This is a genomic window from Mariprofundus erugo (assembly GCF_005818865.1).
Lineage (GTDB): Bacteria > Pseudomonadota > Zetaproteobacteria > Mariprofundales > Mariprofundaceae > Mariprofundus > Mariprofundus erugo.
This window is the reverse complement of sequence record NZ_VBRY01000002.1, coordinates 140,564-164,941: the sequence shown is the minus strand read 5'-3', so window position 1 is coordinate 164,941 and position 24,378 is coordinate 140,564. Positions and strand designations below refer to the sequence as shown.

The 24,378-nt window shown below is 55.2% G+C and carries 21 protein-coding genes; 9 read left to right on the top strand and 12 right to left on the bottom strand.

What is annotated here, in order from left to right; translation table 11 throughout:
- The first annotated feature begins 8 nt into the window (after nt 1-8).
- The 6 genes from FEF65_RS02750 (at nt 9) to FEF65_RS02725 (ending at nt 3,735) form a co-directional block, all read left to right on the top strand.
- Nucleotides 9-749 (top strand): hypothetical protein, encoded by a 741-nt coding sequence (locus FEF65_RS02750; protein ID WP_138238260.1) that lies wholly within the window; start codon nt 9-11, stop codon nt 747-749.
- Between the two features lie 154 nt (nt 750-903).
- Nucleotides 904-1,095, top strand: a complete 192-nt coding sequence (locus tag FEF65_RS13780) for a helix-turn-helix transcriptional regulator (RefSeq protein ID WP_138238259.1) — start codon at nt 904-906, stop codon at nt 1,093-1,095.
- A gap of 178 nt (nt 1,096-1,273) precedes the next feature.
- Entirely contained in the window at nt 1,274-1,513 is a 240-nt protein-coding gene (locus tag FEF65_RS02740) for a hypothetical protein (protein WP_138238258.1), read from the top strand.
- Nucleotides 1,510-2,481 carry an AAA family ATPase gene (locus tag FEF65_RS02735; protein WP_138238257.1) on the top strand — a complete coding sequence of 324 codons (972 nt, stop codon included), beginning with the start codon at nt 1,510-1,512 and terminating at the stop codon, nt 2,479-2,481. The genes FEF65_RS02740 and FEF65_RS02735 overlap by 4 nt, the downstream gene beginning before the upstream one ends.
- Entirely contained in the window at nt 2,478-3,002 is a 525-nt protein-coding gene (locus tag FEF65_RS02730; RefSeq protein WP_138238256.1) for a hypothetical protein, read from the top strand. The genes FEF65_RS02735 and FEF65_RS02730 overlap by 4 nt, the downstream gene beginning before the upstream one ends.
- Before the next feature lie 124 nt (nt 3,003-3,126).
- Nucleotides 3,127-3,735 (top strand): hypothetical protein, encoded by a 609-nt coding sequence (locus tag FEF65_RS02725; protein WP_138238255.1) that lies wholly within the window; start codon nt 3,127-3,129, stop codon nt 3,733-3,735.
- On the opposite strand, the gene FEF65_RS02720 is transcribed toward FEF65_RS02725, so the two are convergent.
- Nucleotides 3,730-4,197: a hypothetical protein gene (locus tag FEF65_RS02720; RefSeq protein WP_138238254.1), complete on the bottom strand. Its 468-nt coding sequence runs from the start codon at nt 4,195-4,197 to the stop codon at nt 3,730-3,732. The genes FEF65_RS02725 and FEF65_RS02720 overlap by 6 nt on opposite strands.
- Nucleotides 4,198-4,260: 63 nt before the next feature.
- Entirely contained in the window at nt 4,261-4,932 is a 672-nt protein-coding gene (locus tag FEF65_RS02715; RefSeq protein ID WP_138238253.1) for a putative molybdenum carrier protein, read from the bottom strand.
- A gap of 90 nt (nt 4,933-5,022) precedes the next feature.
- Here FEF65_RS02715 and FEF65_RS02710 point away from each other — a divergent pair, with 90 nt between their 5' ends.
- The 3 genes from FEF65_RS02710 (at nt 5,023) to FEF65_RS02700 (ending at nt 8,241) form a co-directional block, all read left to right on the top strand.
- Nucleotides 5,023-5,604, top strand: a complete 582-nt coding sequence (locus FEF65_RS02710; protein ID WP_138238252.1) for a hypothetical protein — start codon at nt 5,023-5,025, stop codon at nt 5,602-5,604.
- Nucleotides 5,605-6,047: 443 nt separating this feature from the next.
- Nucleotides 6,048-6,947, top strand: coding sequence for a tyrosine recombinase (locus tag FEF65_RS02705; protein WP_138238251.1), 900 nt, complete (start codon nt 6,048-6,050; stop codon nt 6,945-6,947).
- Nucleotides 6,948-7,071: 124 nt separating this feature from the next.
- On the top strand, nt 7,072-8,241 hold the full coding sequence (locus FEF65_RS02700; RefSeq protein ID WP_138238250.1) for a citrate synthase: 1,170 nt from the start codon (nt 7,072-7,074) through the stop codon (nt 8,239-8,241).
- 54 nt (nt 8,242-8,295) lie between these two features.
- On the opposite strand, the gene FEF65_RS02695 is transcribed toward FEF65_RS02700, so the two are convergent.
- The 10 genes from FEF65_RS02695 to FEF65_RS02650 form a co-directional block, all read right to left on the bottom strand.
- Nucleotides 8,296-10,488, bottom strand: coding sequence for a hybrid sensor histidine kinase/response regulator (locus FEF65_RS02695; protein WP_138238249.1), 2,193 nt, complete (start codon nt 10,486-10,488; stop codon nt 8,296-8,298).
- 156 nt (nt 10,489-10,644) lie between these two features.
- Nucleotides 10,645-11,211: a YqiA/YcfP family alpha/beta fold hydrolase gene (locus FEF65_RS02690; protein ID WP_138238248.1), complete on the bottom strand. Its 567-nt coding sequence runs from the start codon at nt 11,209-11,211 to the stop codon at nt 10,645-10,647.
- Nucleotides 11,211-12,131 carry a bile acid:sodium symporter family protein gene (locus FEF65_RS02685; RefSeq protein ID WP_138238247.1) on the bottom strand — a complete coding sequence of 307 codons (921 nt, stop codon included), beginning with the start codon at nt 12,129-12,131 and terminating at the stop codon, nt 11,211-11,213. Before FEF65_RS02685 ends, FEF65_RS02690 begins: the two co-directional genes overlap by 1 nt.
- Nucleotides 12,132-12,137: 6 nt before the next feature.
- On the bottom strand, nt 12,138-13,013 hold the full coding sequence (metF, locus tag FEF65_RS02680; protein WP_138238246.1) for a methylenetetrahydrofolate reductase [NAD(P)H]: 876 nt from the start codon (nt 13,011-13,013) through the stop codon (nt 12,138-12,140).
- 12 nt (nt 13,014-13,025) lie between these two features.
- Nucleotides 13,026-13,595 carry a dCTP deaminase gene (dcd, locus tag FEF65_RS02675; protein WP_138238245.1) on the bottom strand — a complete coding sequence of 190 codons (570 nt, stop codon included), beginning with the start codon at nt 13,593-13,595 and terminating at the stop codon, nt 13,026-13,028.
- Nucleotides 13,596-13,677: 82 nt separating this feature from the next.
- A complete protein-coding gene (locus FEF65_RS02670; RefSeq protein ID WP_138238244.1) occupies nt 13,678-14,493 on the bottom strand; it encodes a sulfite exporter TauE/SafE family protein in 816 nt (271 codons plus the stop codon).
- A 15-nt stretch (nt 14,494-14,508) separates the two neighbouring features.
- Nucleotides 14,509-15,924 (bottom strand): Si-specific NAD(P)(+) transhydrogenase, encoded by a 1,416-nt coding sequence (gene sthA / locus FEF65_RS02665; protein ID WP_238701129.1) that lies wholly within the window; start codon nt 15,922-15,924, stop codon nt 14,509-14,511.
- A 42-nt stretch (nt 15,925-15,966) separates the two neighbouring features.
- On the bottom strand, nt 15,967-19,554 hold the full coding sequence (gene nifJ / locus FEF65_RS02660; protein ID WP_138238243.1) for a pyruvate:ferredoxin (flavodoxin) oxidoreductase: 3,588 nt from the start codon (nt 19,552-19,554) through the stop codon (nt 15,967-15,969).
- Nucleotides 19,555-19,566: 12 nt separating this feature from the next.
- Nucleotides 19,567-21,192 (bottom strand): NAD(P)-binding protein, encoded by a 1,626-nt coding sequence (locus FEF65_RS02655; RefSeq protein WP_138238242.1) that lies wholly within the window; start codon nt 21,190-21,192, stop codon nt 19,567-19,569.
- 215 nt (nt 21,193-21,407) lie between these two features.
- Complete coding sequence (locus FEF65_RS02650; RefSeq protein WP_138238241.1) at nt 21,408-24,200, bottom strand: cation-translocating P-type ATPase; 2,793 nt, start codon at nt 24,198-24,200, stop codon at nt 21,408-21,410.
- Nucleotides 24,201-24,378: the final 178 nt, after the last annotated feature.

The following is a 24,378-nucleotide window of genomic DNA, read 5'->3' as shown; positions in this document are numbered from 1 at the left end:
GTTTTTCCATGGCAATACCCGATGAGGTGCAGAACCTGATACATCGCAAACTGCGCTTCATGAGGCGTGAAGAAGAGCGTGAGATTCAATTATCAATTCAGAACAACTATTCCGCGATGCAGGAGGAGGTGCAGTCATCAATTGTCTCCGGTGCGGTCGGTCGCGCTGTTATCACTGCACCATTGGAGTGGTTTCAGGATATCGCTGCATCAGCAGTGTGCCTGTCCATACAGTGGCCTGAAAAAGTATGGAAGACTATCGTGGATTTAGCTGAAAGCTCAGGCGTTCTGCTCCATAACAGCAAAGAGGTAAATGCAATCGTCGATGAATATGCCTGGAATATTGGCGCAGAGCCATTCACTTTAGGCTATGTGAGCCCGGTGGCATTAGAGGAGTTGGTAATTCGAGAGGTATCCCGCTATGGTGTAAATGCGGATGATCTATTCGCCGCATTGCAGAAACAGTTAAATCACGAGTTCCGCCTTATTCAGTGCAAAGTACTCAACTCCGCCAGGACAGCACGTGAAAAGGTTGGAATTGAGATCGAGGCGTATTTGCTTTCACAAGCAAGTCGAAACGGTAATACACCTGAACTGGCTATAATCGAAAGCCCAGAAGAAAGAAAAGAACGACTTCAACATTGGCTCGAACAAGAGGTTCGAATGCGTGGGAAATCGGGCGCTATTAACCGAACCGCTGAGCGAGAAGGAATTAGTCGACAACGGCTTTCGCAGATCCTTGACAGGTAAGAGTTGCAGCCACTCCCTCAAAACGCCTAGCTAGAAAATTCTTCTCAAAGCAAAAGAACAGCTTACATGAAAATGCAAGGTTGACGGCAAGGGGGCTTGCGCATCTTGTATTCGGGGCATTCCAACAAACGCCAAAGGGCGACAGGAGTGTTCTATGACAACTACAATTCTAAGACTTCCAGCAGTAAAGGCTCGGTCAGGGCTTTCCAGAAGTTCAATATACCTTCGAGTGGAAGAAGGAACCTTCCCTTCTCCAATCTCACTTGGTCCACGAACCATTGGCTGGATCGAATCCGAAATCGAAGAGTGGATTCAAGAGCAAATTGAATCGAGCCGGGCCTCATAAGGTTCAATGTATGTTATTTAGCATATAAAAGAGCCGGAGGCGCACCGTGACTAGGAATCTACTGAAATCGTGTCTAACTGATGCAGGAAAGCCCAAGCAGAAAGCTGTCCGAATACTGATTGGGCTGCGGATTATACACAGTGATTTGCCGACTATCCCTGCGGCTGCGATCAGGCAAATGCCAGCGACAGCTCAGCTTGCCGCACTGGCTGTGAACATGACCAACGATCCGACGATGCTGGTCGCCAGTCTTGCTGAGTGCGGTATCGCCAACGCAGAGCAGGCGCTTCTCCGATGCGTCCTAGATGTCCCTAGCTATGAGCCAAGCATGGTTAGCGCTGGTGATGGCTTTTATCCGCCGGAGCCTGAAGAGATTTTCGTTGCGGCACTGACTGTTGTATTTGGAGGTATATCATGACGGCAGTAGCACTTACTTACCTGGCAGATGCAAAGGTACTTGCGCAGGACATTCAGCAGCAACAGAACGAAATTGTCGCTAAATATAGAGCGATCGAAATTGGCGAGTTTCTGGAAATGCAGCTACCAGTCCGTGAGTGCTTGTTGGAGCCATGGTTGCCGGCACAAGGGTTGGCGATGATCCATGCATATCGAGGCACAGGTAAAACTCACGTTGCACTAGGTATCGCGGTTGCTGTCTCATCAGGTGGAGCATTTCTACGCTGGCAGGCCGAATCACCCAGAGGGGTGCTTATTCTAGATGGAGAGATGCCAGCAATAACGTTACAGGAGCGACTGGCTGCGATTATTGACAAAACAGCCTTGGAGCCTGCTGCGCCATTACGAATCATCACTCCAGACTTTCAAGAAATGGGAATGCCAAACCTGGCTGATCCTGAAGGGCAGTTGGAAATTGACCGCCACCTTAATGGTGTTGACCTGATTATTGTCGATAATATCAGCACATTGTGTCGGGGAGGGAGAGAGAATGAATCAGAAAGCTGGCTGCCTGTTCAAGAGTGGGCGCTCCGGCTTCGATCGCGCGGCATATCTGTCCTGTTCGTTCACCACAGTGGCAAGGGTGGTGGTCAGCGAGGCACAAGTCGTCGTGAGGATGTTCTTGATACAGTTATCAGCCTGCGACATTCGGCTGACTACAGTCCCGATTCCGGCGCATGCTTTGAGGTCCACTACGAGAAGGCCCGAGGTTGTCACGGGGATGCTGTAAAGCCATTCGAGGCGAAATTGATTGATGGCGTTTGGTCGATCAAAGATCTAGAGGACTCTACAACCGAGAAGGTCGCGGCCATGCTCAATGATGGTTGTGAGCGAAAAGATATTGCTGATGCGCTTGGTGTGAACAAATCGACAGTCTCCCGAGCAGAGAAGAAGGCCCGAGAATTGGGGCTTATTCGAGGCAAACAATGAGTGCTGCAGGTGAGTTGCACGGTTGCATTACCCATAGAACGCAACTGCGCAACAAACATGAAGGCGAAGGCAACCGTGATTGCAACAATGGCGCAACAACCAGCTTGAAAGCTTTGGCGCATAAGGTTCTAAAGCGCAACGCTGAGCGCAACAGGAGTGCAAGAGATGGAAAATCAGGTTGCAACAACAATGAATCTCTAAGGGCAACGGATACAGAGGAAATGCAACCGGTAGTGGTGCACCGGCGCACGTTCAGGAAGTGCTGCAAGTGTGGCCGTATGGGCTGGTATCCTCAGGCATCCGCTGAGATTTGCTGTGGTGCGGCAATGATTCTGGTCGAGCAACCGGCGATGAGTGTGCATGACTTTGTAGAATTTGTTGGGTGTCCGAAGTCATACGCATCCGGCGCAATCAGCCAGGACGAAGTGCTGGATATGATGAGGAGAGATCAGGTCACTGCATTGAAAGTTAACGAAAGCGATATTGGCGGCAGCGATTCAAGTTCAGAAAATAAAAAGTAAGTCGTGCATAATTGGAGCACATACACTGAGCGACCAGTGCATTCAATAAGGCTCGGTGATGTACAACTGCCATTGCGAACTTTCCTAATGATTTGTGAAAATATTCTCAGCGAGGAGCGTAAATATGGGCGGATTTGGTAGTGGCAGGAATGGAGGGCGGCTGAAAACAGAGGCTCAGAAGCGGATTGAGATCATGTGGATGCACAGGCAAGGATTATTACACAATGGATCCAGTGGTGTTATAAACTGGTCATTGCGAGGTGAAAGAGTCGCAAGCATAGGTTATCACGTGCAACAACACTCGCTGCTTCTAAATTATCGCCATCAGGCGTATGGAGAAGATTGGCAAGACGTCAAACAAATCATCCAGCTTGAATATACGCCATGCAATTATGGAGGACGCCGAGTGTGGATGCGTTGTCCGCATTGCTGCAGGCGCTGTGCAATTCTTTACATTGTCAGCAAATACCCAGCCTGCCGAAAATGTTACAATCTTGCGTATGCTTCCGAATCTGAAGGGCAACTGGATCGTGTTCTTCGCAAAGCAAGGGATGCTCAAGAGAAACTAGGAAAGCCTGATGGCAAGCTAATGGGGTGGTTACCACGTCCTAAGGGTATGAACATGAAGACATATTTACGCCTGCTTAAGCATCTTGAACGGGGCAAGGCTATGTTCAATACAGAAGTAATCCGCAGATTTAATTTGCTTGGTGAGGAACCGCCATTCCTATAGCTGCCTTGAAAGCCAGTCCATATCAGCCTGTGACAATATCGGGCGAATATTCCCTAAGGTGTCCTCGCATAGGATGGTCGTAACACAGAGAGGATCACCAGGTATTTTTTGCGGCTTATGGGTAGCCTGGCCTCCGTAATCAAAACTGATCACCGAGGGAAGGTTGCGTTCAATCTCCTCAAATAACTCCTCGAACATCATTGCGTTGGGGTCAAATACCTCACGGACATCCGCGAACCCCTTTTTAACACCACCCGGCGTGATCACGTGAAAGCGCTCAGGAATTCTATATCGCTTTGCAGTTAGATAATCCGTTGCGGCGAGCTCCTTCAGCAAGCCCAGCTTCTGCTGGTCAGTTCCTGACAACACGTAGGCTTTTCCTGAGAGACAATAGACATAGCCACCAGACATATCGAATACAGCCCACAAGTTAAAGGCAAGCTCGGTGTTTTTTGTTGTCATAATCCTTACCCCCGCATTACTTCATATAGCACATCACTTTGTAGAGTGCGTTTGTTTGAGTCCTCACGCTATTGCATCGGCTGGGCTGTAATTGCCCAGGGTCTCACAAAGAAGTTGGTTTGGCGTTAAGCGCGGTTGCAGACTCTTACATGGTTTATGCCCGCTGCCATAGAATTTGTCGGATTGTATCAGCTTCCTGATTCGCCCGTTCAAGAAGAAGCTGAATTTCGTCTTCGGTCGGCATGATTGATGGCTTGAAGAATGCCGCACTTCCGTCATCAGAAAAGAAATGGCGCGATTGTATATGGGGCAGTGTTTCCCCTCGCGCGGACCAGCCACATTCAGCACCTGCACATCCAGACAATTCAGCCAGTAGAGGACCGACCCGACATCTTCGGGGCTGTCGATCCAATCTATCTCGCCGGCCTTGAGTTGATAGACCAGGTACGGTTTTCCCATCTGCTCGCAATATTTGATGGTCAGCGCAGTACCGCCGACCGGCTCATCACGACAGATGATCAGCGTGGCATCGGAATCCCGTACATTGCATTTGGTGCGTATATGATAGGATTTCCCTCGGGTTTCTGTCAGTGGATACCTGTCGGGAATGACACCATCGAGTGCTTTGCGACCCTTGGGACACCAGCCGCCAACTTCGATACCAAGCAACATCGCTGCATCGAGAGCGGCTCGATCAACGCCTGTTTGGCCGCCGGAAATAACCTTGAAGCTCATTCAATATTTCTCCTGAGTAGTTGTATCCAAAGAGACTCAACATGGTACGACAACATCTGCTAGGTTCAAGAAATTGGGGAGGGGAACATTATGGGAATCTTCGACACGATATGGCGGCGTAAAGGTAGACCGCCTGAGTCAGGGACAGAGGAGCAGCAGGAGCCTGGTTATCACATAACAATGACCGACCGGGATTATTCGGCGATTCTCGAAGACGGGGACGTAGCACTAAAATTCTGGCTGCCCGAGCTGTTGGGGGATGTGTTAGACCAGAATTGCAATGCGCTCAATACAACCCGATCTGATCTGGTGCGACAGATTATGTTTACCTATCTCTACGGCAAGCATGACTGGATGGGGTTTTATGAGCGCAGAGAACATCATTACTTATTGAACTCTCCACCGCTTTTTTCAAGGCAGGTCGCCGAACCGCTTGAGCTTTATCAGGGGCCAAACAAGACGAAGGACCTGGGGAAGAACATCGAGGATCTGAAAGTGTGGATACCACGAAAAATGAGAGATGATATTCAAACCCTTGCCGGCCGAGTAAACCTTTCGCTTTCAGAAATGATACGCGAGATCATCATATCCACTCTGTTCGGCCACACATACCTGAATGCCAGAGGCGAACTGTTGCAAATCAAAATCGAGTTTGAGGAAAAGAAGGAATAATAATGTTCTCCTCATCGTAGGATTGAAGTGCTTCACATTAATTCCAAACTTGCATGCCATGGCTGTGCGGCCTGAGTATCCCCGGCAATTGCAGCAGGGCTTCCCTCGAGCCGTCCGAACGCTGGCCTCCTTTGGTCAGGGTTGATGTACAGGCTCAAAGGGTAAAGTGTCTATGTGTTGGTATATATGTTGGTATGATTTTTTTTGGAATTTACATATGCCTTAATTAACAGATGTTTATGCTTATAATTATGCTCCAGTCCTCGTACCAACAGGAAAGGGCAGGTAACCTTGTGTTACCTGCCCTTTTTTTATTGCCTGCTGGCAGTCGCGTGTTAAAATTTGCTTTTATTATCAACGTGTTGTGATTTTTGTTCGGGCCCGTGTGACAGCAATGTGCTCCTGTTGCGTGCCTTTTTTTGCGCTCTCCCTAGCATGTCGATATGTCTGTACTCGCGCTTGAACAGGAAGAAAAAATTACCGGTCTGCTGCAGCGTCTTGCCATGCTGCGTGGCTGGTCGGCGAAAACAACCGAGTCCTATCGCTCCGATTTATTGCATGCAGAGCTCTTTTTTCAGGCATCGGGCACCGATTTGATGCATGCAGATCAGTCGGAAGTGCTCGCCTATCTTGCCTCGCTCGCTCAGGACGGGATGAAGGAGAGCACGATTCAGCGGCGGCGCAGTGCGCTCTCTACCTGGTTTGCCATGCTGCAGGATCAGGGGGCGCGTGAGGACCATCCGGCGCGTCATCTGCCCCGCCTGCGCAAAAGCAGGCCGTTGCCGAAAATGATGAGTGAACAGGATGTGGAGCGATTGCTGGCGGCGCCGGATACGGATGATGCCGTTGGCTTGCGTGATCGCTGTATGCTGGAGCTTCTCTATGCGACGGGCTTGCGTGTCAGCGAGCTGGTGACGCTCAGGCTCGGGCAGGCTGATCTGGCCGGTGGCCTGCTGCGTGTGATCGGCAAGGGCGACAAGGAGAGGCTGGTACCGTTCGGTGAGGAGGCCGGTCGCTGGTTGCAGGCCTGGCTGCTGCAGCGCCCCCGTCAGCCGGCCAGCCCGTTTCTGTTTGCCGGACGGGGAGGCAGTGCAATGACGCGCCAGAATTTCTGGTTGCGGATCAAGTTGTATGCCGCTGAGGCGGGGATTTCCCCGCTGCCTTCGCCGCATACGTTGCGCCACGCTTTTGCCACGCATCTGCTGAATCACGGTGCGGATTTGCGGGCCGTACAGATGCTGCTCGGCCATGCCCATGTCACGACCACGGAAATATATACACACGTTTCCCGGGCCCGTATGCATGACCTGGTGAATCGTGCGCATCCGCTTGGCAGCGGCTGACAGGAGATAAAAGGGGTATATAATCCAAGCATTTATATTTTTGATTTGTTATGGTTCCCCTCTGGAAACAGCAACATGGATTGACGGGGTATCGATCCGCATGTGAATCAAGGAGAGTACAGATATGGCTGGAAACAACGCATCCGACAATATTGCGTGTTATTCACCGGGTCTTGCGGGCATACCGGTCGCTGAGTCATCGGTATCTTCCGTGGATGGCAAGCGCGGCTATCTGGAGTATCGCGGCATTGATATTGAACAGCTGGCTGAGCAGTCCTCATTTGAGGAGACCTCTTATCTGCTGCTGTATGGCGAATTGCCGACGGCTGAGCAGCTGGCTTCATTCGATCGCCAGCTCAAGCATCATCGTCGCATCAAGTTCCGTATCCGGGATATGATGAAATGTTTTCCCGAGTCGGCTCACCCGATGGATTCGCTGCAGGCAACGGTGGCGGCACTCGGTATGTTTTATCCGTTCCCGAAAAATATCTCCGGTGAGCTGGATCGGGCTACGGTTGATACTGTTTGTGTGAATCTGATCGCCAAGCTGCCGACGCTGGTGGCCGCCCATGCACGCATGCGCCATGGTGATGATCCGATTGCACCGCGTGATGATCTGTCACATGCAGCCAATTTTTATTACATGTTGACCGGTGAGGAGCCCTATCCGCTGACAGCAAGGATTCTCGATGTTGCCTTTATTGTGCATGCCGAGCATGAGATGAATGCCAGTACCTTCTCGACGCTGGTGACCGCTTCGACACATGCCGATCCTTATACCTCGATCAGCGCCGCCATCGGCTCGCTTTCCGGTCCGTTGCATGGCGGCGCCAATGAGGATGTGCTCAATATGCTGGATGAAATCGGTAGTGTGGAAAATGTCGAAGCCTATCTGAACAGCAAGCTGAGCAACCGGGAGAAAATTCCGGGGCTGGGCCATCGCGTTTACAAAACCCGTGATCCGCGTGCCGCACTGCTGGTGCGTCTTTATAAGCAGCTGACCGACAAGATCGGCATTGATACCAACTACAGCATTGCCCGTCAGATTGAAACGTTGTCCGAGAGTACGCTGGGAGCGAAGGGTGTGTGCCCGAATGTCGATTTCTATTCAGGCATTGTCTATCGCAAGCTTGGTATTCCGACCGATCTGTTTACGCCGATTTTTGCCATTGCGCGCGTGGCCGGCTGGCTGGCTCACTGGAAAGAGCAGCTGGGTAGCGGACGTATTTATCGTCCGGCCCAGATTTATGTCGGCAAGAAAGGTGAATCCTACATTCCGATCGAAAAGCGCTGAGCTGATCCGGCCGGCGGCGTGTAAAACCGCTGCGGCTGTGGACGGTTCGCCAAATCAGCCTTTTTCCTGGCCGGCTGAGAGCAGGCTGTCGTGGATGGCCTGACTGAGACGGCTGATTGAAAACGGCTTGCTCAGTACGCTGCTGTGGCTGATGGCAGCTTCAGCATCAAGCGCCTCTTTCCTGTCATAGCCAGTGGCAAAAATAACCGGCAGGTGGTTGTTCCTCTGCCGGATCGCCTGAGCCAGCGCAATGCCGCCCATTTTCGGCATGACGATATCGGTCAGTAACAGGCGAATGCTCTCCGGCTGCTGCTCGAACTGTTCAAGTGCGGCGATGCCATGTTCTGCCGTGATGACCCGGAAACCGAGGCTGAGCAGCACCTCGCGGGTGGAGTGCAGCACTGTTGTATCATCATCAACCAGCAGGATGGTTTCACCTGCGCCATGATGGATGGACGGGGCAATGTGGCCGGCCTCTTCATTGCGGCCTTCTTGTTCCTGAATGATCGGCAGGTACATATCAATGGTCGTGCCTGCGTGCGGTGAGCTGGTGACATCAATGACGCCTCCGTGAGCCTGAATCGCGCCATAAACCATGGCCAGGCCAAGGCCGGTGCCTTTATCGACATCCTTGGTGGTGTAAAACGGCTCGAATATTTTACCGAGTGCATCGCCGGGAATGCCACAGCCGTTGTCCTGTACGGAAAGTCGGGCAAACTGCTCTCCTTTGATCTCAGGATGGCGATGGTGGAATGCATGATCGGCCTGATAGCGTTGCAATGAGCAGAGAATTTCAGGATTTTCTATCGTGGCAACGGCATCGCGCGCATTAATCAGCAGGTTGATCAGTGCCTGCTGGATTTGTGATGCATCCCCCCTGATCATGATCTCATCCGTACAGATATCGAGGCGCAGCTCGATGCTCTCCTGTATCAGGTTGGCTGTCAGGGCGATGTCGTGATTGAGCAGCCGGTTCAGCCGCAGTGGCTTCATACTCAGCCGGTCCTGGCGGGCAAAGGCGAGCAATTGCTTGATCATATCGGCAGAGCGCGAAGCCAGCAGGTCGAGTGAATCGAGCCGCTTGAGGGTGTTGCTGTTGTCTTGCGAGGAGAGGCGGGCGAGATAGATGTTGCCGGTCATGGCGGCCAGATTGTTATTGAAGTTATGGGCGATGCCGCCGACAAGGGTGCCGATCGCCTCCATTTTTTGCGACTGGTGCAGCTGCAGCTCGAGCTCTTTGTGCGCGGTCACATCGCGGGCGTTGAGAATCAGTGTTTCCTGCCCGTGATCACCGGTGGTGCGGCCGATTGATTCGATATCCAGCCAGCGGCCCAGACAGTGTCGAATACGGAATGCGGCCGGAATACTGTTGCCAGGATTGGCAAACATCTCTGTCATGGCATGCGTCAGTCCGGGGCGGTCATCCTCATGGACCAGCTCAAATAGTGACTGACCGATCAGTGTCTGCTGGGGGTAGCCCAGGATACGTTCAGCCGAGCGGCTGGAGAAGCTGATGACGCCATCACGGTTGATGGTAGCGACGATGTCCGAGCCATGTTCGGTCAGGGTGCGGAACTTTTCTTCACTCAGTTGCAGCTCTTTTTCCGAGGCTCTGACAGCTTTTTCACGTTCGCTGCTTTCAATGCGCAAAGAGATGTTGTCCTTGTGGGTCTGATAGTTTTGCAGGGCGCTGCCGATCAGAAAGCACAGGTAGAAGATGAGCAGAAAGCTGATGAAGTGCAGTGATGTCGCTGGCAATGTAAACAGATGATAGGTGACGGGTGTCAGCAGCAGCAGGATAAACGGCAACGATGCAGAGCGTAGCGGTGACAACGTGGTGATGCTGCCTGCGGCAAGGCCGATCAGAATCAGCATCATGGTGACCAGGTGCAGGGGATCATCGGCCGGAAAGTGAAAATAACCGAGCCAGCCCCAGATCGAGCCGACCAGCCAGGTGGCGGCGACAGTCATCGCTTTCCATTTCCGCTGTTGTTGCAACTGTCTATCTGTCCGCGAGAAGGAAAAATAGATGCCCAGTCTCAGGGCTGCCGCGCAGAACAGGGTGGTGACCCACAGCAGCAGGGTGCTGTGCGAGGCGATATCCCATTGCGATGCGACCATCAGGGTGCCGGCCACCAGTGTGGAGGCGGCAATCAGCAGGGATGGTTTGTGCAGCAGTCGTAACTGCTCAAGGCATAGCAACTGAGCCTTGCTGATGGATGGCGATATGGTTGCACTCTGGCTCAAGAGGCCTTCTCCTCAGACGGGCAGTTCGATTTTCGGCGTTGTCACGATCTGCTTCGTTCCTCGAAGCGCAAAGAAAAGGATAGCGATTCAGCGCCTGACTGTCATGAAATTTCAGGGGTATGGCGGGGCCGGACGGGTGATATATGGCCCCTCTGTTCAGCTGTGTCTGGCGATATAGTTGCGCATGAGCGGTATCGCTTCATCCATATGATCAAAGCGATGAGAGCCGCCGGGGAACAGGTGGGTTTCAGCCAAATCACCATAATGAGAGATGGCCAGGTGGCTGTCGAGCAGCTCATCCGCCTCATCAAGCAGTAGCAACGGTTGAAATGCCAGTGCAGCCGGGGCGATGACCATGCGATCCAGCCGGGCACAGTGATCCAGGCTCCATTCGTATTGTTCACCGGTGTAATAGTTGGTTTGCGGGCCTGTTTCGTGGCGTAACAGTGTCTGATCGATCAGTGGATTAATCAAAACAGAGGCAAGCTCGAAGCGGTGGGCAAGGTGTGCTGCATAAAATCCGCCCAGTGAGGAGCCGGCAATGACCGGTTTATCTCCCTGATGCAGGGCCTGCCCGATCAGTTCGCTTAACATGGTGATCGCTGCTTCCGGTGCGAAAGGGCAGGTGGGGGTGAGCACCTTGATGTCAGTGAACTCGCTGCGCAGTCGTTTGGCCTTGTCACCGTTGCCGGCGCTGTTAAAGCCGTGGATAAATATCAACATCAGCTGACCTTCCTTTCCTGCCAGCGGGTCATGCCGGCAGCTGTAATGATACACCATACGGCAAACAGCGCTCCGGGAAGGGCTGTTTCCGGTTCAAAGTGCTTGAGGGCGAGCGCGACACCAAGTCCGGCATTTTGCATGCCGATTTCGATCGCCAGAGTAATTTTATGGGGCTGATCAAAGCCGAACAGGCGGCCGGAAAACCAGCCGAGCAAATAGCCCAGCCCGTTCAGCAGGATAACGAGCAACACAACCAGCCACGGGGTCTGGGCTATGCGATCATGATTGGCGGCTACGGCATAGGCGCAGATAATAATAATGGCAATGGCAGCAATACCCGGTGCGATGACCTCTGCCTGCTGCAATTGATTGCCCAGGCGTTTGCGCAGCTGCATGCCAAGCATCAGTGGCAGGACAACCGAGAGCACAATGGTTTGCATCATCGGCCAGAACGGAATCTGCATCATGGCGCCGCCGAGCAGCTCCACCAGTGAAGGGGTCAGCAGTGGCGAGAGCAGTGTGGCGACCATGGTCATGGCGATGGAGAAGGCGACAGCACCGCCGGCAAGGTAGGTAATGACATTGCTGGCCATGGCACCGGGGGCACAGCCGACGATAATAAAGCCGAGCGCCAGCGCCGGGGAGGCTCCCTGCCAGAGCAGTACGGTGGCAGCAGCAAACCCGAGCAGTGGCATAATGGAGTACTGACAGAGCACGCCAAGCGCAATGCGGGAGGGATGTGCAAGGGCTGAGCGCGCCTCCTCAGGCTTGAGTACCACCCCGAGAGCAAACATGGTGGCGGCAAACAGCCAGAGAAAAACAGCCTTGAACGGAAGGAATAGGGCCGGATAGATATAAGCCGCTACGGCAAAGGCCAGCGTGAGCATGGCCATATTGCGCGATAGAAACTGCCATGCCATGCGGCGTTACAGCAGGTCGGTCAGCTGGTTGTGAATGGCAATCGTCGCTTCCGACTTGTTCAGCGTATAAAAATGGAGTCCCGGCACGCCGGCGGTGAGCAGTTCGCGACACTGTTTGGCCGCAAGCTCGATGCCGAGTGCCTTGACTGCATCCAGATCCTCCCGGATGGGCTCCATGCGGGCGCGCAGCCAGTCCGGAATGGTGGCACCACACATTGATGAGAAGCGGACAATCTGGTCAAAATTGCCGACAGGCATGATCCCCGGAATAATCGGCAGGGTTACACCGGCAGCGGTGCAGGCGTCACGGAAGCGGAAAAATGCATCATTGTCGAAAAAGTATTGTGTAACGGCGGCATCGGCACCGTTATCCTGCTTGAGTTTCAGGTAGCGGATATCATCTTCCACGCCGCCTTTGGATTCAGGGTGTCCTTCCGGGTAGGTGGCACAGGCAATGGAAAAATCACCCTGCTCGCGCAGAAATGCGATCAGATCCGTGGCATGTGAAAAGCCGCCGGCAACCGCCTCAAAGCGATCCATGCCTTCCGGAGCATCGCCCCTGAGGGCGAGAATGTTTTCAATGCCTGCTGCCCGGTAATCGGCCAGAAGCGCGGCAAGCTCATCTTTGCTGGCTCCGACACAGGTCAGGTGGGCGACGGGCGACAGACCTGTTTCCTGTTTGATGCGGGTCACAATGCCTTTGGTGCGGTCCTGTGTGGTGCCACCGGCACCATAGGTGACGGAAATATAGGCGGGGTTGATTGCTTGCAGTTCTTTAAGGCACTGCCACAGGTTTTCCTCGCCCTTATCGGTTTTGGGCGGAAAAAATTCACATGAGATCAGTGGCCGTTCGGCAGCAGCCAGAATTTTGGAGAGTTTCATCGCAGCTGTTCCTTAAAGTCTTGGTACGGTGACGCCGGTTTGACCCTGATATTTCCCCGACTTGTCTTTGTATGAGGTTTCACAGACCTCATCCGACTCTAAAAACAGGAACTGGGCCACGCCCTCGCCGGCGTAGATTTTGGCCGGCAGCGGTGTGGTGTTGGAGAATTCAAGCGTGACATGACCTTCCCACTCAGGTTCCAGTGGCGTGACGTTCACAATAATGCCGCAACGGGCGTAGGTCGATTTGCCAAGGCAGATGGTCAGCACCGAGCGGGGGATACGCATATATTCCACCGTACGCGCCAGCGCGAAGGAGTTGGGCGGAATAATGCAGACATCCGATTTGATATCGACAAAGGAGGTCGGGCAGAAGTTTTTCGGATCGACGACGGCAGAATTGATGTTAGTGAAAACCTTGAACTCATCGGCACAGCGTACATCGTAGCCATAGGAGGAGAGGCCGTAGGATACGATGCCATTACCATCGGCAGCCCGTTTGACCTGACCATCAACGAACGGCTCAATCATGCCGTGCTCTTTTGCCATGCGGCGAATCCATTTATCCGACTTGATGGACATGTCTCCTCCATATATTCAATGATGCGCCAGCATAGCGTGGTGGCTCTGAAATACCAGCAACCCCCATATTTTTCGATAGCTGTCAGGTGTGCAGCAGGGCGATAGTGGCGGCAAGTAGCAGGCAGGCGGAGAGCAGGAAAAAAAGTATTTTCAGTGCAAGGCGAAGATTTTGTTCGCCGCTGACCTGATGCAGGCGGGCGCTCCAGTGGCTGCAGCGAGGCAGAATCAGTGCAATGCCGAGCCATATGCCAAGCAGCTGTGGCCACTGGCTTATCATCAACTCATGCCAGTCAGGCTCTGCCAGCAGATTGGCCGTGACCGCAGTCAGGGCCATGACAAAACCGCATGCCGCTGATGTGCCAACGGCATGGCGCAGGATCAGATGACGCCGCAGCAGCGGCACCAGCATGGTGCCACCGCCGATACCGAGAGCGCCTGAGGCAAGGCCGATCGGGCCGCTGAACAGCCGCAGTGAAGGGCGCCTGTCGGCATCCGGGGGGATCGTGCGGCCGTAATCAAAGGCAATCCATGCATCCAGTGCGGCAAGTCCGAGCAGGACTGCCGCCTCCGGCAGGCGCAGGGTACTCCACAGACCGATGATGGCGCCAATGATCAGCCCAGGTAACAGCTGGCTCAGTGTCTGGCGATCAATATGGCCGAGGCGCCAGTGGGAGCGGGCGGAGAAAAAACCTGTGATGATGATGGCAACGAAACTGGCAAAGATGTGCAGGGCCATGCCCTGTCCCTGTTGTGCCGGTAGCAGGGCATAAAACAGCGGCACATAAACCAGGCCGCCTCCGACACCGGCAAGGCCGGCAAGGGTGCCACCCAGTGCACCGGCAAAAAGGCCGATCAGCAGGCCATACAGTAACAGCTCTGATTCTGCCCCGCTGATCATCAGGCGACGGGGCGCTTAGTGGGGCTGCTGATGGAGGTGGGCCAGGCAGTCGAGTGCCGCCAGCTTGTAGCACTCGGCCAGTGTCGGGTAATTGAATACATTGGCGACAAGATCATGCACGGTGCCGCCGAAATGCATCAGCAGCTGGCCTGTATGGATCAGTTCGCTGGCATGTTCACCCACGATATGAGCACCGATCAGTTTATGGCTTTGGCTGTCGACAATGAGTTTTACCAGTCCGTTGGCGTCACCGATAATCTGTCCGCGCGCACTCTCCTTGTAGTAGCCACGGCCGACGACATAGTTGATGTTCTCCTTGCGCGCCTGTTTTTCTGTTTTGCCGACCCAGGAAATCTCCGGAATGGCATAGATAGCCATGGGCAGGTTTTCCGGCATGGACTGCCCTTTTTTACCAAAAGCATGCAATACCGCCGTGCGCCCCTGCTCCATGGCGGTGGAGGCGAGAGCCGGCCAGCCAATCAGATCACCCACAGCATAGATGTGCGGAATGCTGGACTGGAAGTGTTCATTCACGGCGATCCAGCCCTGATCCAGAGCAAGGCCCGCTTTGGCGGTGTTGAGGTTTTGCGAGTTTGGTTCGCGACCGAGGGCATAGAGGACGGTTTCAGAGTAGAGCTTTTTGCCTGACTCGAGCAGGGTCAGAATGCGTCCCTCCTCCTTGCGGATGGCGACGACCTTCTCCTTCATGTGCAGCTCAACGCCCATGTTGTCAAAAGAGTCGGCCAGTACGCCGACGACATCCTCGCTCAGATAGGCAAGCAGCTGCTCATGCGAGTCAACGATACTCACCTCGACGCCCAGTGCGGCAAAGATGGAAACGAATTCGCAGGCAATGACGCCACCGCCGACAACGAGAAGGCTTTTCGGCAGTCGTTTCAGATTGAGGATCGAGGTGGAGTCGAGCACGGTCTGTTTATCAAAAGGGATATCTGACGGGCGCCGGGGTCTTGAGCCGGTTGCCAGCACAATCACCTGTGCGGTCAGGCGGCGGGATGAACCGCCATGCAGATCCATCACCTCGAGGGTGTGGGCATCGACAAAGGAGGCTTCACCGGGAATCAGCGCGACTCCCGATTTAAGCAGGCGTTTAAGGATGACCGACTCCTGCTGGCTGATGACGACATCCTTGCGACGCACGGCCTCGGCCAGAATGCCGTGACGCGCCTTGCTGGCGGCTTCCCGCATGCCGTGGGTGCCTGTTCTGGAAGCCAGGTATGCCGCTTCACGCAGGGCCTTGCTGGGAATGGTGCCCGTTTGCAGGCCGGCACCACCGAGTCCCGGTTTGCGTTCGATGATGGCCGCCTTTTTTCCCATGCGTGCCGCCTGCCAGGCGGCATGCTGCCCGGCAGGCCCCGATCCGACGATCAGGATGTCATAATCCATATTCTGCTCCCTCTCCGACCGGGACATGCTGCCACCTGTCGGCGCTCATCCCGTCACCGGGATAAGCCGTTACTTCATTGGCTGGAACTCCGACGGATCCTGTTGTGCCATGTGTTCATAGGTGGCCCAGCGCAGATCGACCGATTCCTGTGCCAGCTGCATCAGGCGCTCAGCCTCTTCCGGATGGCTCTTCTGCAGCAGTTTATAGCGCATTTCGGTATAGGCATAATCCCTTACCTTCATCACCGGTGTCGGAGAATCGAGTACAAACGGTTTTTTGCCAGCCTTGCGCAGCATCGGATTATAGCGGATCAGTGGCCAGTAACCGGAGGCAACGGCCATATCCTGCTGATGCAGTCCCTGTGTCATGTCGATGCCGTGGGCAATGCAGTGACTGTAGGCGAGGATGATGGATGGTCCCGGATAATCCTCTGCTTCGCGCATGGCCAGCAGGGTCTGTTGCGGGTTGGCACCCATGGCGACACGGGCGACATAGACGTTGCCGTAAGAGATCGCCTGCAGGGCCAGATCCTTTTTGCCGACCGGCTTGCCGGCCGAGGCGAACTTCGCCGTGGCCCCGATCGGGGTGGATTTGGATGCCTGACCACCGGTGTTGGAGTACACCTCGGTATCAAGCACCAGAATGTTGATATTGCGACCGCTTGCCAGCGCATGATCAAGACCGGCCGAGCCGATGTCATAGGCCCAGCCATCACCACCAATCAGCCAGACACTGCGGCGTACCAGATGATTGACGACGGTCAGCAGGTTTTTGGCGCGCGGATCATCCATGCCTGCCAGTACCAGCTTCAGTCGCTCAACCCGTTCACGTTGCCGGGTGACCTCATAGCCGATGCTCTGGTCGGCATGAACCAGCTGATCGACGAAGTCGGCATCGAGCAGGTCACGCATCTCCAGCAGGGTCTGCTTGGCCATATGGGTGTGATGATCGGCGGCGATACGCATGCCGAGACCGAACTCGGCATTGTCCTCAAACAGCGAGTTGGACCAGGCGGGGCCACGTCCATCCTTGTTCACGGTCCACGGTGTGGCCGGCAGGTTGCCGCCATAGATCGATGAGCAGCCTGTGGCATTGGCCACCAGCAGGCGCGGGCCGAACAGCTGGGTCAGCAGGCGCACATAAGGGGTTTCACCACAGCCGGCACAGGCGCCGGAGAATTCAAACAGCGGCTCGAGGAACTGGGTGCCGCGTACCGATGAGTAGTCGATGGTGGCGCGGTCGTTGACCGGCAGCTTTTCAAAGAAGGTGACGTTTTCACGCCCGGCCTCCATCTGAGGTGCCTTCGGCATCATATTGATTGCTTTTTTCGTATGCGTCGGATCTTTTTCATCATAGGCGGGGCAGGCATGGACGCACATTTCGCAGCCGGTGCAGTCCTCCAGATAGATCTGCAGGGTGTAGCGGGTTTCGGGGAAACCGCGAGCCGATACCGGTGCGGACGGGAAGCACTCAGGAGCCTCCTCCAGATGGCCCTCGTTGTAGAATTTGGCGCGAATGACGCTGTGCGGGCAGACAAACGAGCAGTTGCCGCACTGAATGCAGACATCGGGTTCCCATTGCGGTACGAAGTCGGCGATATTGCGTTTTTCCCACTGAGCCGAGCCGGACGGGAAGGTGCCATCGACCGGGATTTTCGAGACGGGAAGATCATCACCCTTGCCTGCCAGCATCGGAGCGATGACCTCCTGAATAAACTGTGGTGCACGCACCGGTACCATCAGGTCCATGTCATGATGGCTGGTGGCGCAGGCGGTTACATCCACCTTGTGCAGGTGATCAAGGGCAGCATCCACCGCCTTGAAGTTCTGCTGAATGACATCGGCTCCTTTGCGGGCGTAGGTCTTTTCAATGGCCTTTTTGATCTGGGCAATGGCCTCATCACGCGGCAGTACTCCCGATAATGCAAAGAAGCAGGTCTGCATGATGGTGTTGATGCGGCGGCCCATGCCCGCTTCGCGTGCAACCGTGGAGGCATCAATGACATAGAAGTCGACCTGACGGTCGATGATGGTTTGCTGAACCGGCTTTGGCAGCTCATCCCATACCTGATCCGCCGGGGTCGGACTGTTGAGCAGGAAAACAGCGCCTTTTGCCGCCTTGCTCAGCATATCCACCTGGCTGATAAAGGTTGCCTTATGGCAGGCAATGAAGTTGGCGGAATCCACCAGGTAGGGCGCATGGATCGGCTCAGGGCCGAAACGGAGATGGGATACCGTCTGGGAACCGGCTTTCTTGGAGTCGTAAACAAAGTAGCCCTGACAGTAGAGATCGGTATTTTCACCGATAATCTTGATGCTGTTCTTGTTGGCCGAAACCGTACCGTCGGAGCCGAGACCGTAGAACAGTGCCCGGGTCATGTTTGTCGGCTCAATATTGAAGCTGTGGTCGACATCGAGACTCAGGTGGGTGACATCATCGGTGATGCCCACGGTGAAGTTGTGCTTCGGTGTGTCGCTGGCCAGTTCATCGAATACCGCCTTTGCCATAGCCGGTGTGAACTCTTTGGAGGAGAGGCCGTAACGGCCGCCGATGACGCGTGGCAGGGTGGCCATGTCGCCGCGCATGACTGCTTCCGACAGGGAGGCGATGACATCCTGGTAGAGTGGTTCGCCGCGTGCGCCCGGCTCCTTGGTGCGATCGAGAACGGCGATCTTTTTGACGCTGGCCGGCAGGGCCGCCAGCAGGTGCTTTTCCGAGAACGGGCGGAACAGGTGTACGGTGATCACGCCGATCTTTGCGCCCTGTGCCTGCAGCACCTTGATGGTTTCCTGTACGGTTTCGGCGCCCGAACCCATGAGGATGATGACGTGTTCCGCATCGTCAGCACCGAAATAGTCGAACAGGCGATAGCTTCGGCCGGTTACCTCCGCGAAGTGATCCATCGTCTCCTGCACAATGCCGGGCACGGCATCATAATATGGATTGGCACTTTCACGGGCCTGAAAGTAGACGTCCGGATTCATTGCGGTACCGCGGATGAACGGGTTATCGGGGTTGAGTGCCCGGTTACGGTGGGCGTAGACCAGCTCGTCATCGATCATGGCGCGAATCTGGCTATCTGCGATCAGACTGACCTTGTTGATCTCATGCGAAGTGCGGAAACCATCGAAGAAATTCATGAATGGCATGCGTGCCTTCAGTGTGGCGGCATGCGAGATCAGGGCAAAATCATGTGCCTGCTGTACGGAGGCCGATGAGAGCATGGCAAAGCCGGTGGAGCGGGCGGCCATCACATCCTGATGATCTCCGAAGATCGACAGCGCCTGGGTGGCCAGAGAGCGGGCGGCGATATGGAAGACGGTTGAGGTCAGTTCGCCGGCAATCTTGTACATGTTCGGGATCATCAGCAGCAGGCCCTGTGATGAGGTGAAGGTGGTGGTCAGCGCACCGGTCTGCAGGGCACCGTGGGCCGTACCGGCAGCACCGCCTTCGGATTGCATTTCGATGACATCAGGAACCTGGCCCCAGATGTTTTTGACCCCCTGGGCGGACCACTCATCACACAGTTCGGCCATGGAGGAGGAGGGGGTGATCGGATAGATCGAGCAGAGTTCGCTCACCCGATAGGCAATATGGGCGACACCTGTGCCACCGTCGAAGGTAATCTGTCTGGCTTGCTGTTTCTTCTCTGTCATGTCTGGCTGTCCTTATTCCTTGACCATTTCGATGGCGTGGCACGGGCACTGCTCGAAGCAGGCGGCACAGCCGGTACATTTGTCGTAGTCATATTCATAGCGGTTGCCCTTACCCAGCTTGATAATGGCATCCTCGGGGCATGAGCCGTAACAGCCGTCGCATTCAAAGCAGTTGCCGCAGGACAGGCAGCGCCTTGCCTCGAACAGGGCCTCTTTTTCACTGTATCCTTTCAGGATCTCCTCAAAACCACCGAGGCGCTGTTCGGGAGAGAGCTCTCCCTGTTTGCGTTTTGGCGCTACCGTACTGTACCAGAGCTGCAGTTTGTCATGCTCAACAATCGGGTGCTTTGCCGCAGGTTCGTATGTGTGGCCGCGCAACCATGCATCAATATGACGGGCTGCCTTCTTGCCATGGCCGGTGGCAATGGTGACCGAGCGCTCACTGGGGACCATATCGCCGCCGGCAAAGACGCCGGCTGCGCCGGTCATCATATTCGGGCCGACAACGACGGTGCCATCACGGTTGAATTCGATGCCTGCGACCTTTTTAAGGAAGCCGGTATCGGTATCCTGACCGACGGCCATAATCAGGGCATCGGTCTCCAGGGTTTCGGTGCGGCCGGTCGGCTGCGGGCGCCCCTGCTCATCCAGCTCCATCACTTCGACGGTCATCGTGGTGCAGTCGATCTCCTTGATGGTGCGCAGCCAGTTGATTTTTACGCCCTCTTCGATGGCCTCATCGGCTTCAAAATCATGAGCCGGCATGCTGGCGCGATCGCGGCGGTAGATGATCACCGCCTCCTCGGCACCGAGTCGCTTGGCTGTACGGGCCGCATCCATGGCGGTATTGCCACCACCGTAAACGGCGACACGGCGACCAAGCTGCAGATCCTCGCCATTTTCCACGCTCTTCAGGAAGCTGACGGCATCGAGCATCTTGCGGGCATCACGGCTGGGGATATCAATGTTTTTGCTCAGGTGGGCACCTACAGCAATAAATACGGCATCAAAATTTCCTGCCGCCTTCTCTTTTTCAATATCATCAACCCGACAGTCGAGGGTGATCCTGGCCCCCATATCGACGACACGCTGAATCTCCTGATTCAGCTCCTTGCGCGGCATGCGGTAGGCCGGAATGCCGAAGTGAATCATGCCGCCGGCCACAGGGCCGGCCTCCCGGATTTCAACTTCATGACCAAGGCGGATCAGATGATAGGCGGCAGAGAGGCCACTGGGGCCGGCGCCGACAATCAGGACCCGTTTGCCGCCGGCGGGAGCGCTGAAGCGAGGTTTCCAGCCCTTTTCCATGGCCAGATCGCCAAGGAAGCGTTCAACGGCATGGATGCTGACCTCCTGATCCGTATAGGCCCGGTTACATGCGGTTTCACACGGGTGATAGCAGACGCGACCATGAATCGCCGGAAACGGATTGTTTTCCAGAAGTTTCTGCCATGCCTCTTCATATTCGCCGGCCTGGGCGAGGGCCAGCCACGCCTGAATATCTTCACCGGCCGGGCAGGCGTGGTTACATGGGGGCAGAAAATCCATGTATACGGGCTTTCGCGAGCGATGGGCGCCGGTGCCGGTATCATGCTTGGTCAGGTCAAGGCTGCCTGTCATGTATTTCTTCGAGCTCATTGGGTCACTCTCCCTGTCAGAGGTATCCGTGGGTCAATAGCGTGGCACTATAATGTAAAATGACCGGAAATAGTATATGGTGATGAATTGCGGCCGCCTTGTACTCCTGCTGCCGGTTGCATGGTCGCCGCTGAACGGAGCGGTTCACGGCGTATCGTGATTGTTGCCGGGCTGTCGCTGTCAGATGGATCCGGGTACTGAAAAGGGTGGGCTGGCTACTCCAGGCCGAACATGCCACGGCTGCGGAAGAGGTATTTGCGCAGCTCTTCGCAGGCCAGAATGATCAGTCCGAACAGCAGCATCAGTGGCAGGTAGCCCGGATCGAACGGCGCGGTGCCGAAGATGTGCCAGCCGGCCGGCGTCAGTGCAATGATGGCAAGCAGCGCCATTTCAGAGGCGATACCGGCGAGAATCACCCGGTTACTGAACAGCCCCTTGCTGAAGACGGAGAGCTTGCTGGTTCTGCAGGCAAAGACGTTGAATGCCTGGGTGATAATCACCGTGGCGAAGAAGCCGGTAATCGCCTGCATATAGAGCGGGCTGGTGACGGCCAGCGGCATGCCCCAGTCCCAGCCGCCGTCAAACAGGATATCGAAAAAGATCAGGTAGGAAAAACAGGTCTGCAGTGGCCCGATAAAGCCGTATGAGCGGATGATCATCCGCCAGTTTAAAAGACGTGCATGTTTATCCCGCGGTTTGCGCAACATGATATCAGCATCCTCTTTTTCCATGCCGAGGCCGATCGCCGGGATCATATCGGTGCCGAGATCGATCGCCAGAATCAGCAGCACAGGCAGCGCCAGTGGCCAGCCGAGCAGGATAAAGAGCAGAAAGGGGACGATTTCGGGGGTGTTGCTGGTCAGAATATAGGTGATAAAGGCCTTGATATTGTCATAGGCGGAGCGGCCGGCGCGGATGGCCCGGACAATGGAGGCAAAATTATCATCGAGCAGCACGATGTCGGCGGCCTCCTTGGCCACCTCGGTGCCGCATCTTCCCATGGCGATGCCGACATCGGCGCGACGCAGGGCCGGTGCATCGTTGACGCCATCACCGGTGACGGCCACGACCTCCCCCATCTCCTTCAGCAGGCTGACCACCCTTAGTTTGTCGCGTGGCAGGGTACGGGCAAACAGCAGTTCAGGCTCGGCCAGTGCCTGTTTCAGGGCATCATCGCTGTAGTCGGCCATATCCGTGCCATTGATGATGCGCGGATGCTCCCCTTCGACAATCCCTGTCTGGCGGGCAATATGTTCAACCGTCGACTCCTGATCACCGGAGATGACAATGACACGAATGCCGGCCTGCTTGCACTGGCGCACCGATTCAGCCACTTCGGCTCTGGGCGGATCCTGCATGACGACCAGACCGTAGAAGCAGTAGCCGGTTTCGATCTCATCGCAGTCATCCGCCACGCTCTTCATCGCACAGCCGAGTACCCGGAAGCCCTGCCCGGCATAGCTGGTATTCCAGCTCATCAGCCGCTCACGCACCTCATCCGTTAATTCGATGGCCTGATTCTGGTCGAAATAGTGGCTGCACCTGGCCAGTACGACATCGGCAGCGCCCTTCAGGTAAGCCCTGGCATGGTTGTCGTAACGGTTCATCGTGGCCATAAAGCGGCTTTCCGATGAGAAGGGGATCTCCTGCAGGCGTGGCTGGTTGTTTTCGATATAGTGGATATTGCTGAAGGCGGCGACGTAGCGCTTCAGGCACAGCTCGGTCGCATCGCCAAAGCTGGCCTCCCGATTGAGGGTGCTGTTATTACACAGCACAAGAATATCGTTAAATGTTTCTATGCCGGGAATATTGCGCAGGTGCATGTGCTGTTGTTCTGCCAGCAGTCTTTTTTTATCCCGGTCAAAGAGGTAGCAGCGGTCGTTCATGCAGATGGCATGCACATGCATGTTGTTTTCGGTCAGGGTGCCGGTTTTGTCCGAACAGATCACCGTCAGGCTGCCCAGTGTTTCGATGGCATCGATATTTTTTACCAGCACCTGCAGTTTTGCCATGCGCTGGGCGGCAATGGAGAGCGTCAGTGTGACGGTCGGCAACAGCCCTTCCGGCACATTGGCCACGATAATGCCGATGGCAAACACGAGGTTGGTCCACATCGGTGTCTGGGTGATGAGCAGGCCGAGCAGGAAGAATGAGCCGCCGAGAGCAATGGCGATGTAGGAGATGATGCGGATAAAGTGGGCAATCTGCTGTTGCAGGTGCGACGAGCCTCGCTCCACCTCACCGGTTGCCCGGGCAATATGACCGATCTGGGTATGGTCGCCGGTTGCAACCACAACGGCGGTGCCCGTACCCGACTGTACCAGCGTGCCGCTGAAGACCATATTACGGCTGAGCAGTATATTCCCGCTGGTTGTTTTCAGGCTTCTCAGCTGCGGCTCGCTCTCACCGGTCAGGGCTGAGTGATCCACCTTGAGCATATGCTCCTCGATCAGCCGTGCGTCCGCTGTGATTTTATCGCCTTCACCCAGCAGAATGATATCGCCGGGCACCAGATGTTCCGAAGAGATCTGTGCTCGTTCGCCGGCCCGTTTTACCACCACCTGTGAGGTCATCAGGTTGGCAAAGGACTTCATCGCCTGTTTTGCCTTGTACTCCTGAAAGAAGGTAAAGGCGGCATTAAGGATGGTGACCGCCAGCAGTGCCAGCGCGATATAGAGGGCACCCTCATCCGGCACCAGCAGTTCGCTGATCCATGAAAGGGCGGCGCCGATTAACAGCAGCCATGAGAAGAGATTGTTAAACTGCAACAGGAACTGCAGCAGCAGCGGCATTTCTTTTTTTTCGCTCAGGCGATTGATGCCATAGCACTTTCGTCGGGCCCGGACCTCTGTGTTGTCCAGTCCGTCGGCGGAGGTTGCAAGCTGGCTCAATACCTCATCGGTCGCTATTGCATGGATGTGATGCAGTACATCCGGCGGGATCAGCGGGCGGGTTTCAGCCGTGCTTTCGGTTGCCACAGGGGGGATATTTGAGCGTATGAACACCATGTTCGCTCCAGCCTTGCTCAGGGCCTGTAATATCCGGGAGCGAGGATGCAGCAGCGACTCCCGTCAGGATGTCACTGTAGCAGAAATCGGCTGCAGCTGCCATCGGATGGCGGTCTTATCGCGGCCGTTTCGGGTCGGGTTTTTCCTCATATTTCAGGCAGATCATATTGGAGGCACC

What these genes read in the sequence shown, in the direction of transcription:
- FEF65_RS02730 (WP_138238256.1), top strand. Translation starts at nt 2,478, where the DNA reads ATGAGTGCTGCAGGTGAGTTGCACGGTTGCATTACCCATAGAACGCAA.
- FEF65_RS02655 (WP_138238242.1), bottom strand. Translation starts at nt 21,192, where the DNA reads ATGAGCTCGAAGAAATACATGACAGGCAGCCTTGACCTGACCAAGCAT.
- FEF65_RS02690 (WP_138238248.1), bottom strand. Translation starts at nt 11,211, where the DNA reads ATGTTGATATTTATCCACGGCTTTAACAGCGCCGGCAACGGTGACAAG.
- nifJ (WP_138238243.1), bottom strand. Translation starts at nt 19,554, where the DNA reads ATGACAGAGAAGAAACAGCAAGCCAGACAGATTACCTTCGACGGTGGC.
- FEF65_RS02725 (WP_138238255.1), top strand. Translation starts at nt 3,127, where the DNA reads ATGGGCGGATTTGGTAGTGGCAGGAATGGAGGGCGGCTGAAAACAGAG.
- metF (WP_138238246.1), bottom strand. Translation starts at nt 13,013, where the DNA reads ATGAAACTCTCCAAAATTCTGGCTGCTGCCGAACGGCCACTGATCTCA.
- FEF65_RS02700 (WP_138238250.1), top strand. Translation starts at nt 7,072, where the DNA reads ATGGCTGGAAACAACGCATCCGACAATATTGCGTGTTATTCACCGGGT.
- FEF65_RS02685 (WP_138238247.1), bottom strand. Translation starts at nt 12,131, where the DNA reads ATGGCATGGCAGTTTCTATCGCGCAATATGGCCATGCTCACGCTGGCC.
- FEF65_RS02750 (WP_138238260.1), top strand. Translation starts at nt 9, where the DNA reads ATGGCAATACCCGATGAGGTGCAGAACCTGATACATCGCAAACTGCGC.
- FEF65_RS02715 (WP_138238253.1), bottom strand. Translation starts at nt 4,932, where the DNA reads ATGAGCTTCAAGGTTATTTCCGGCGGCCAAACAGGCGTTGATCGAGCC.
- FEF65_RS02650 (WP_138238241.1), bottom strand. Translation starts at nt 24,200, where the DNA reads ATGGTGTTCATACGCTCAAATATCCCCCCTGTGGCAACCGAAAGCACG.
- FEF65_RS02740 (WP_138238258.1), top strand. Translation starts at nt 1,274, where the DNA reads ATGCCAGCGACAGCTCAGCTTGCCGCACTGGCTGTGAACATGACCAAC.
- FEF65_RS13780 (WP_138238259.1), top strand. Translation starts at nt 904, where the DNA reads ATGACAACTACAATTCTAAGACTTCCAGCAGTAAAGGCTCGGTCAGGG.
- FEF65_RS02670 (WP_138238244.1), bottom strand. Translation starts at nt 14,493, where the DNA reads ATGATCAGCGGGGCAGAATCAGAGCTGTTACTGTATGGCCTGCTGATC.
- FEF65_RS02710 (WP_138238252.1), top strand. Translation starts at nt 5,023, where the DNA reads ATGGGAATCTTCGACACGATATGGCGGCGTAAAGGTAGACCGCCTGAG.
- FEF65_RS02735 (WP_138238257.1), top strand. Translation starts at nt 1,510, where the DNA reads ATGACGGCAGTAGCACTTACTTACCTGGCAGATGCAAAGGTACTTGCG.
- FEF65_RS02705 (WP_138238251.1), top strand. Translation starts at nt 6,048, where the DNA reads ATGTCTGTACTCGCGCTTGAACAGGAAGAAAAAATTACCGGTCTGCTG.
- FEF65_RS02720 (WP_138238254.1), bottom strand. Translation starts at nt 4,197, where the DNA reads ATGACAACAAAAAACACCGAGCTTGCCTTTAACTTGTGGGCTGTATTC.
- dcd (WP_138238245.1), bottom strand. Translation starts at nt 13,595, where the DNA reads ATGTCCATCAAGTCGGATAAATGGATTCGCCGCATGGCAAAAGAGCAC.
- sthA (WP_238701129.1), bottom strand. Translation starts at nt 15,924, where the DNA reads ATGTCCCGGTCGGAGAGGGAGCAGAATATGGATTATGACATCCTGATC.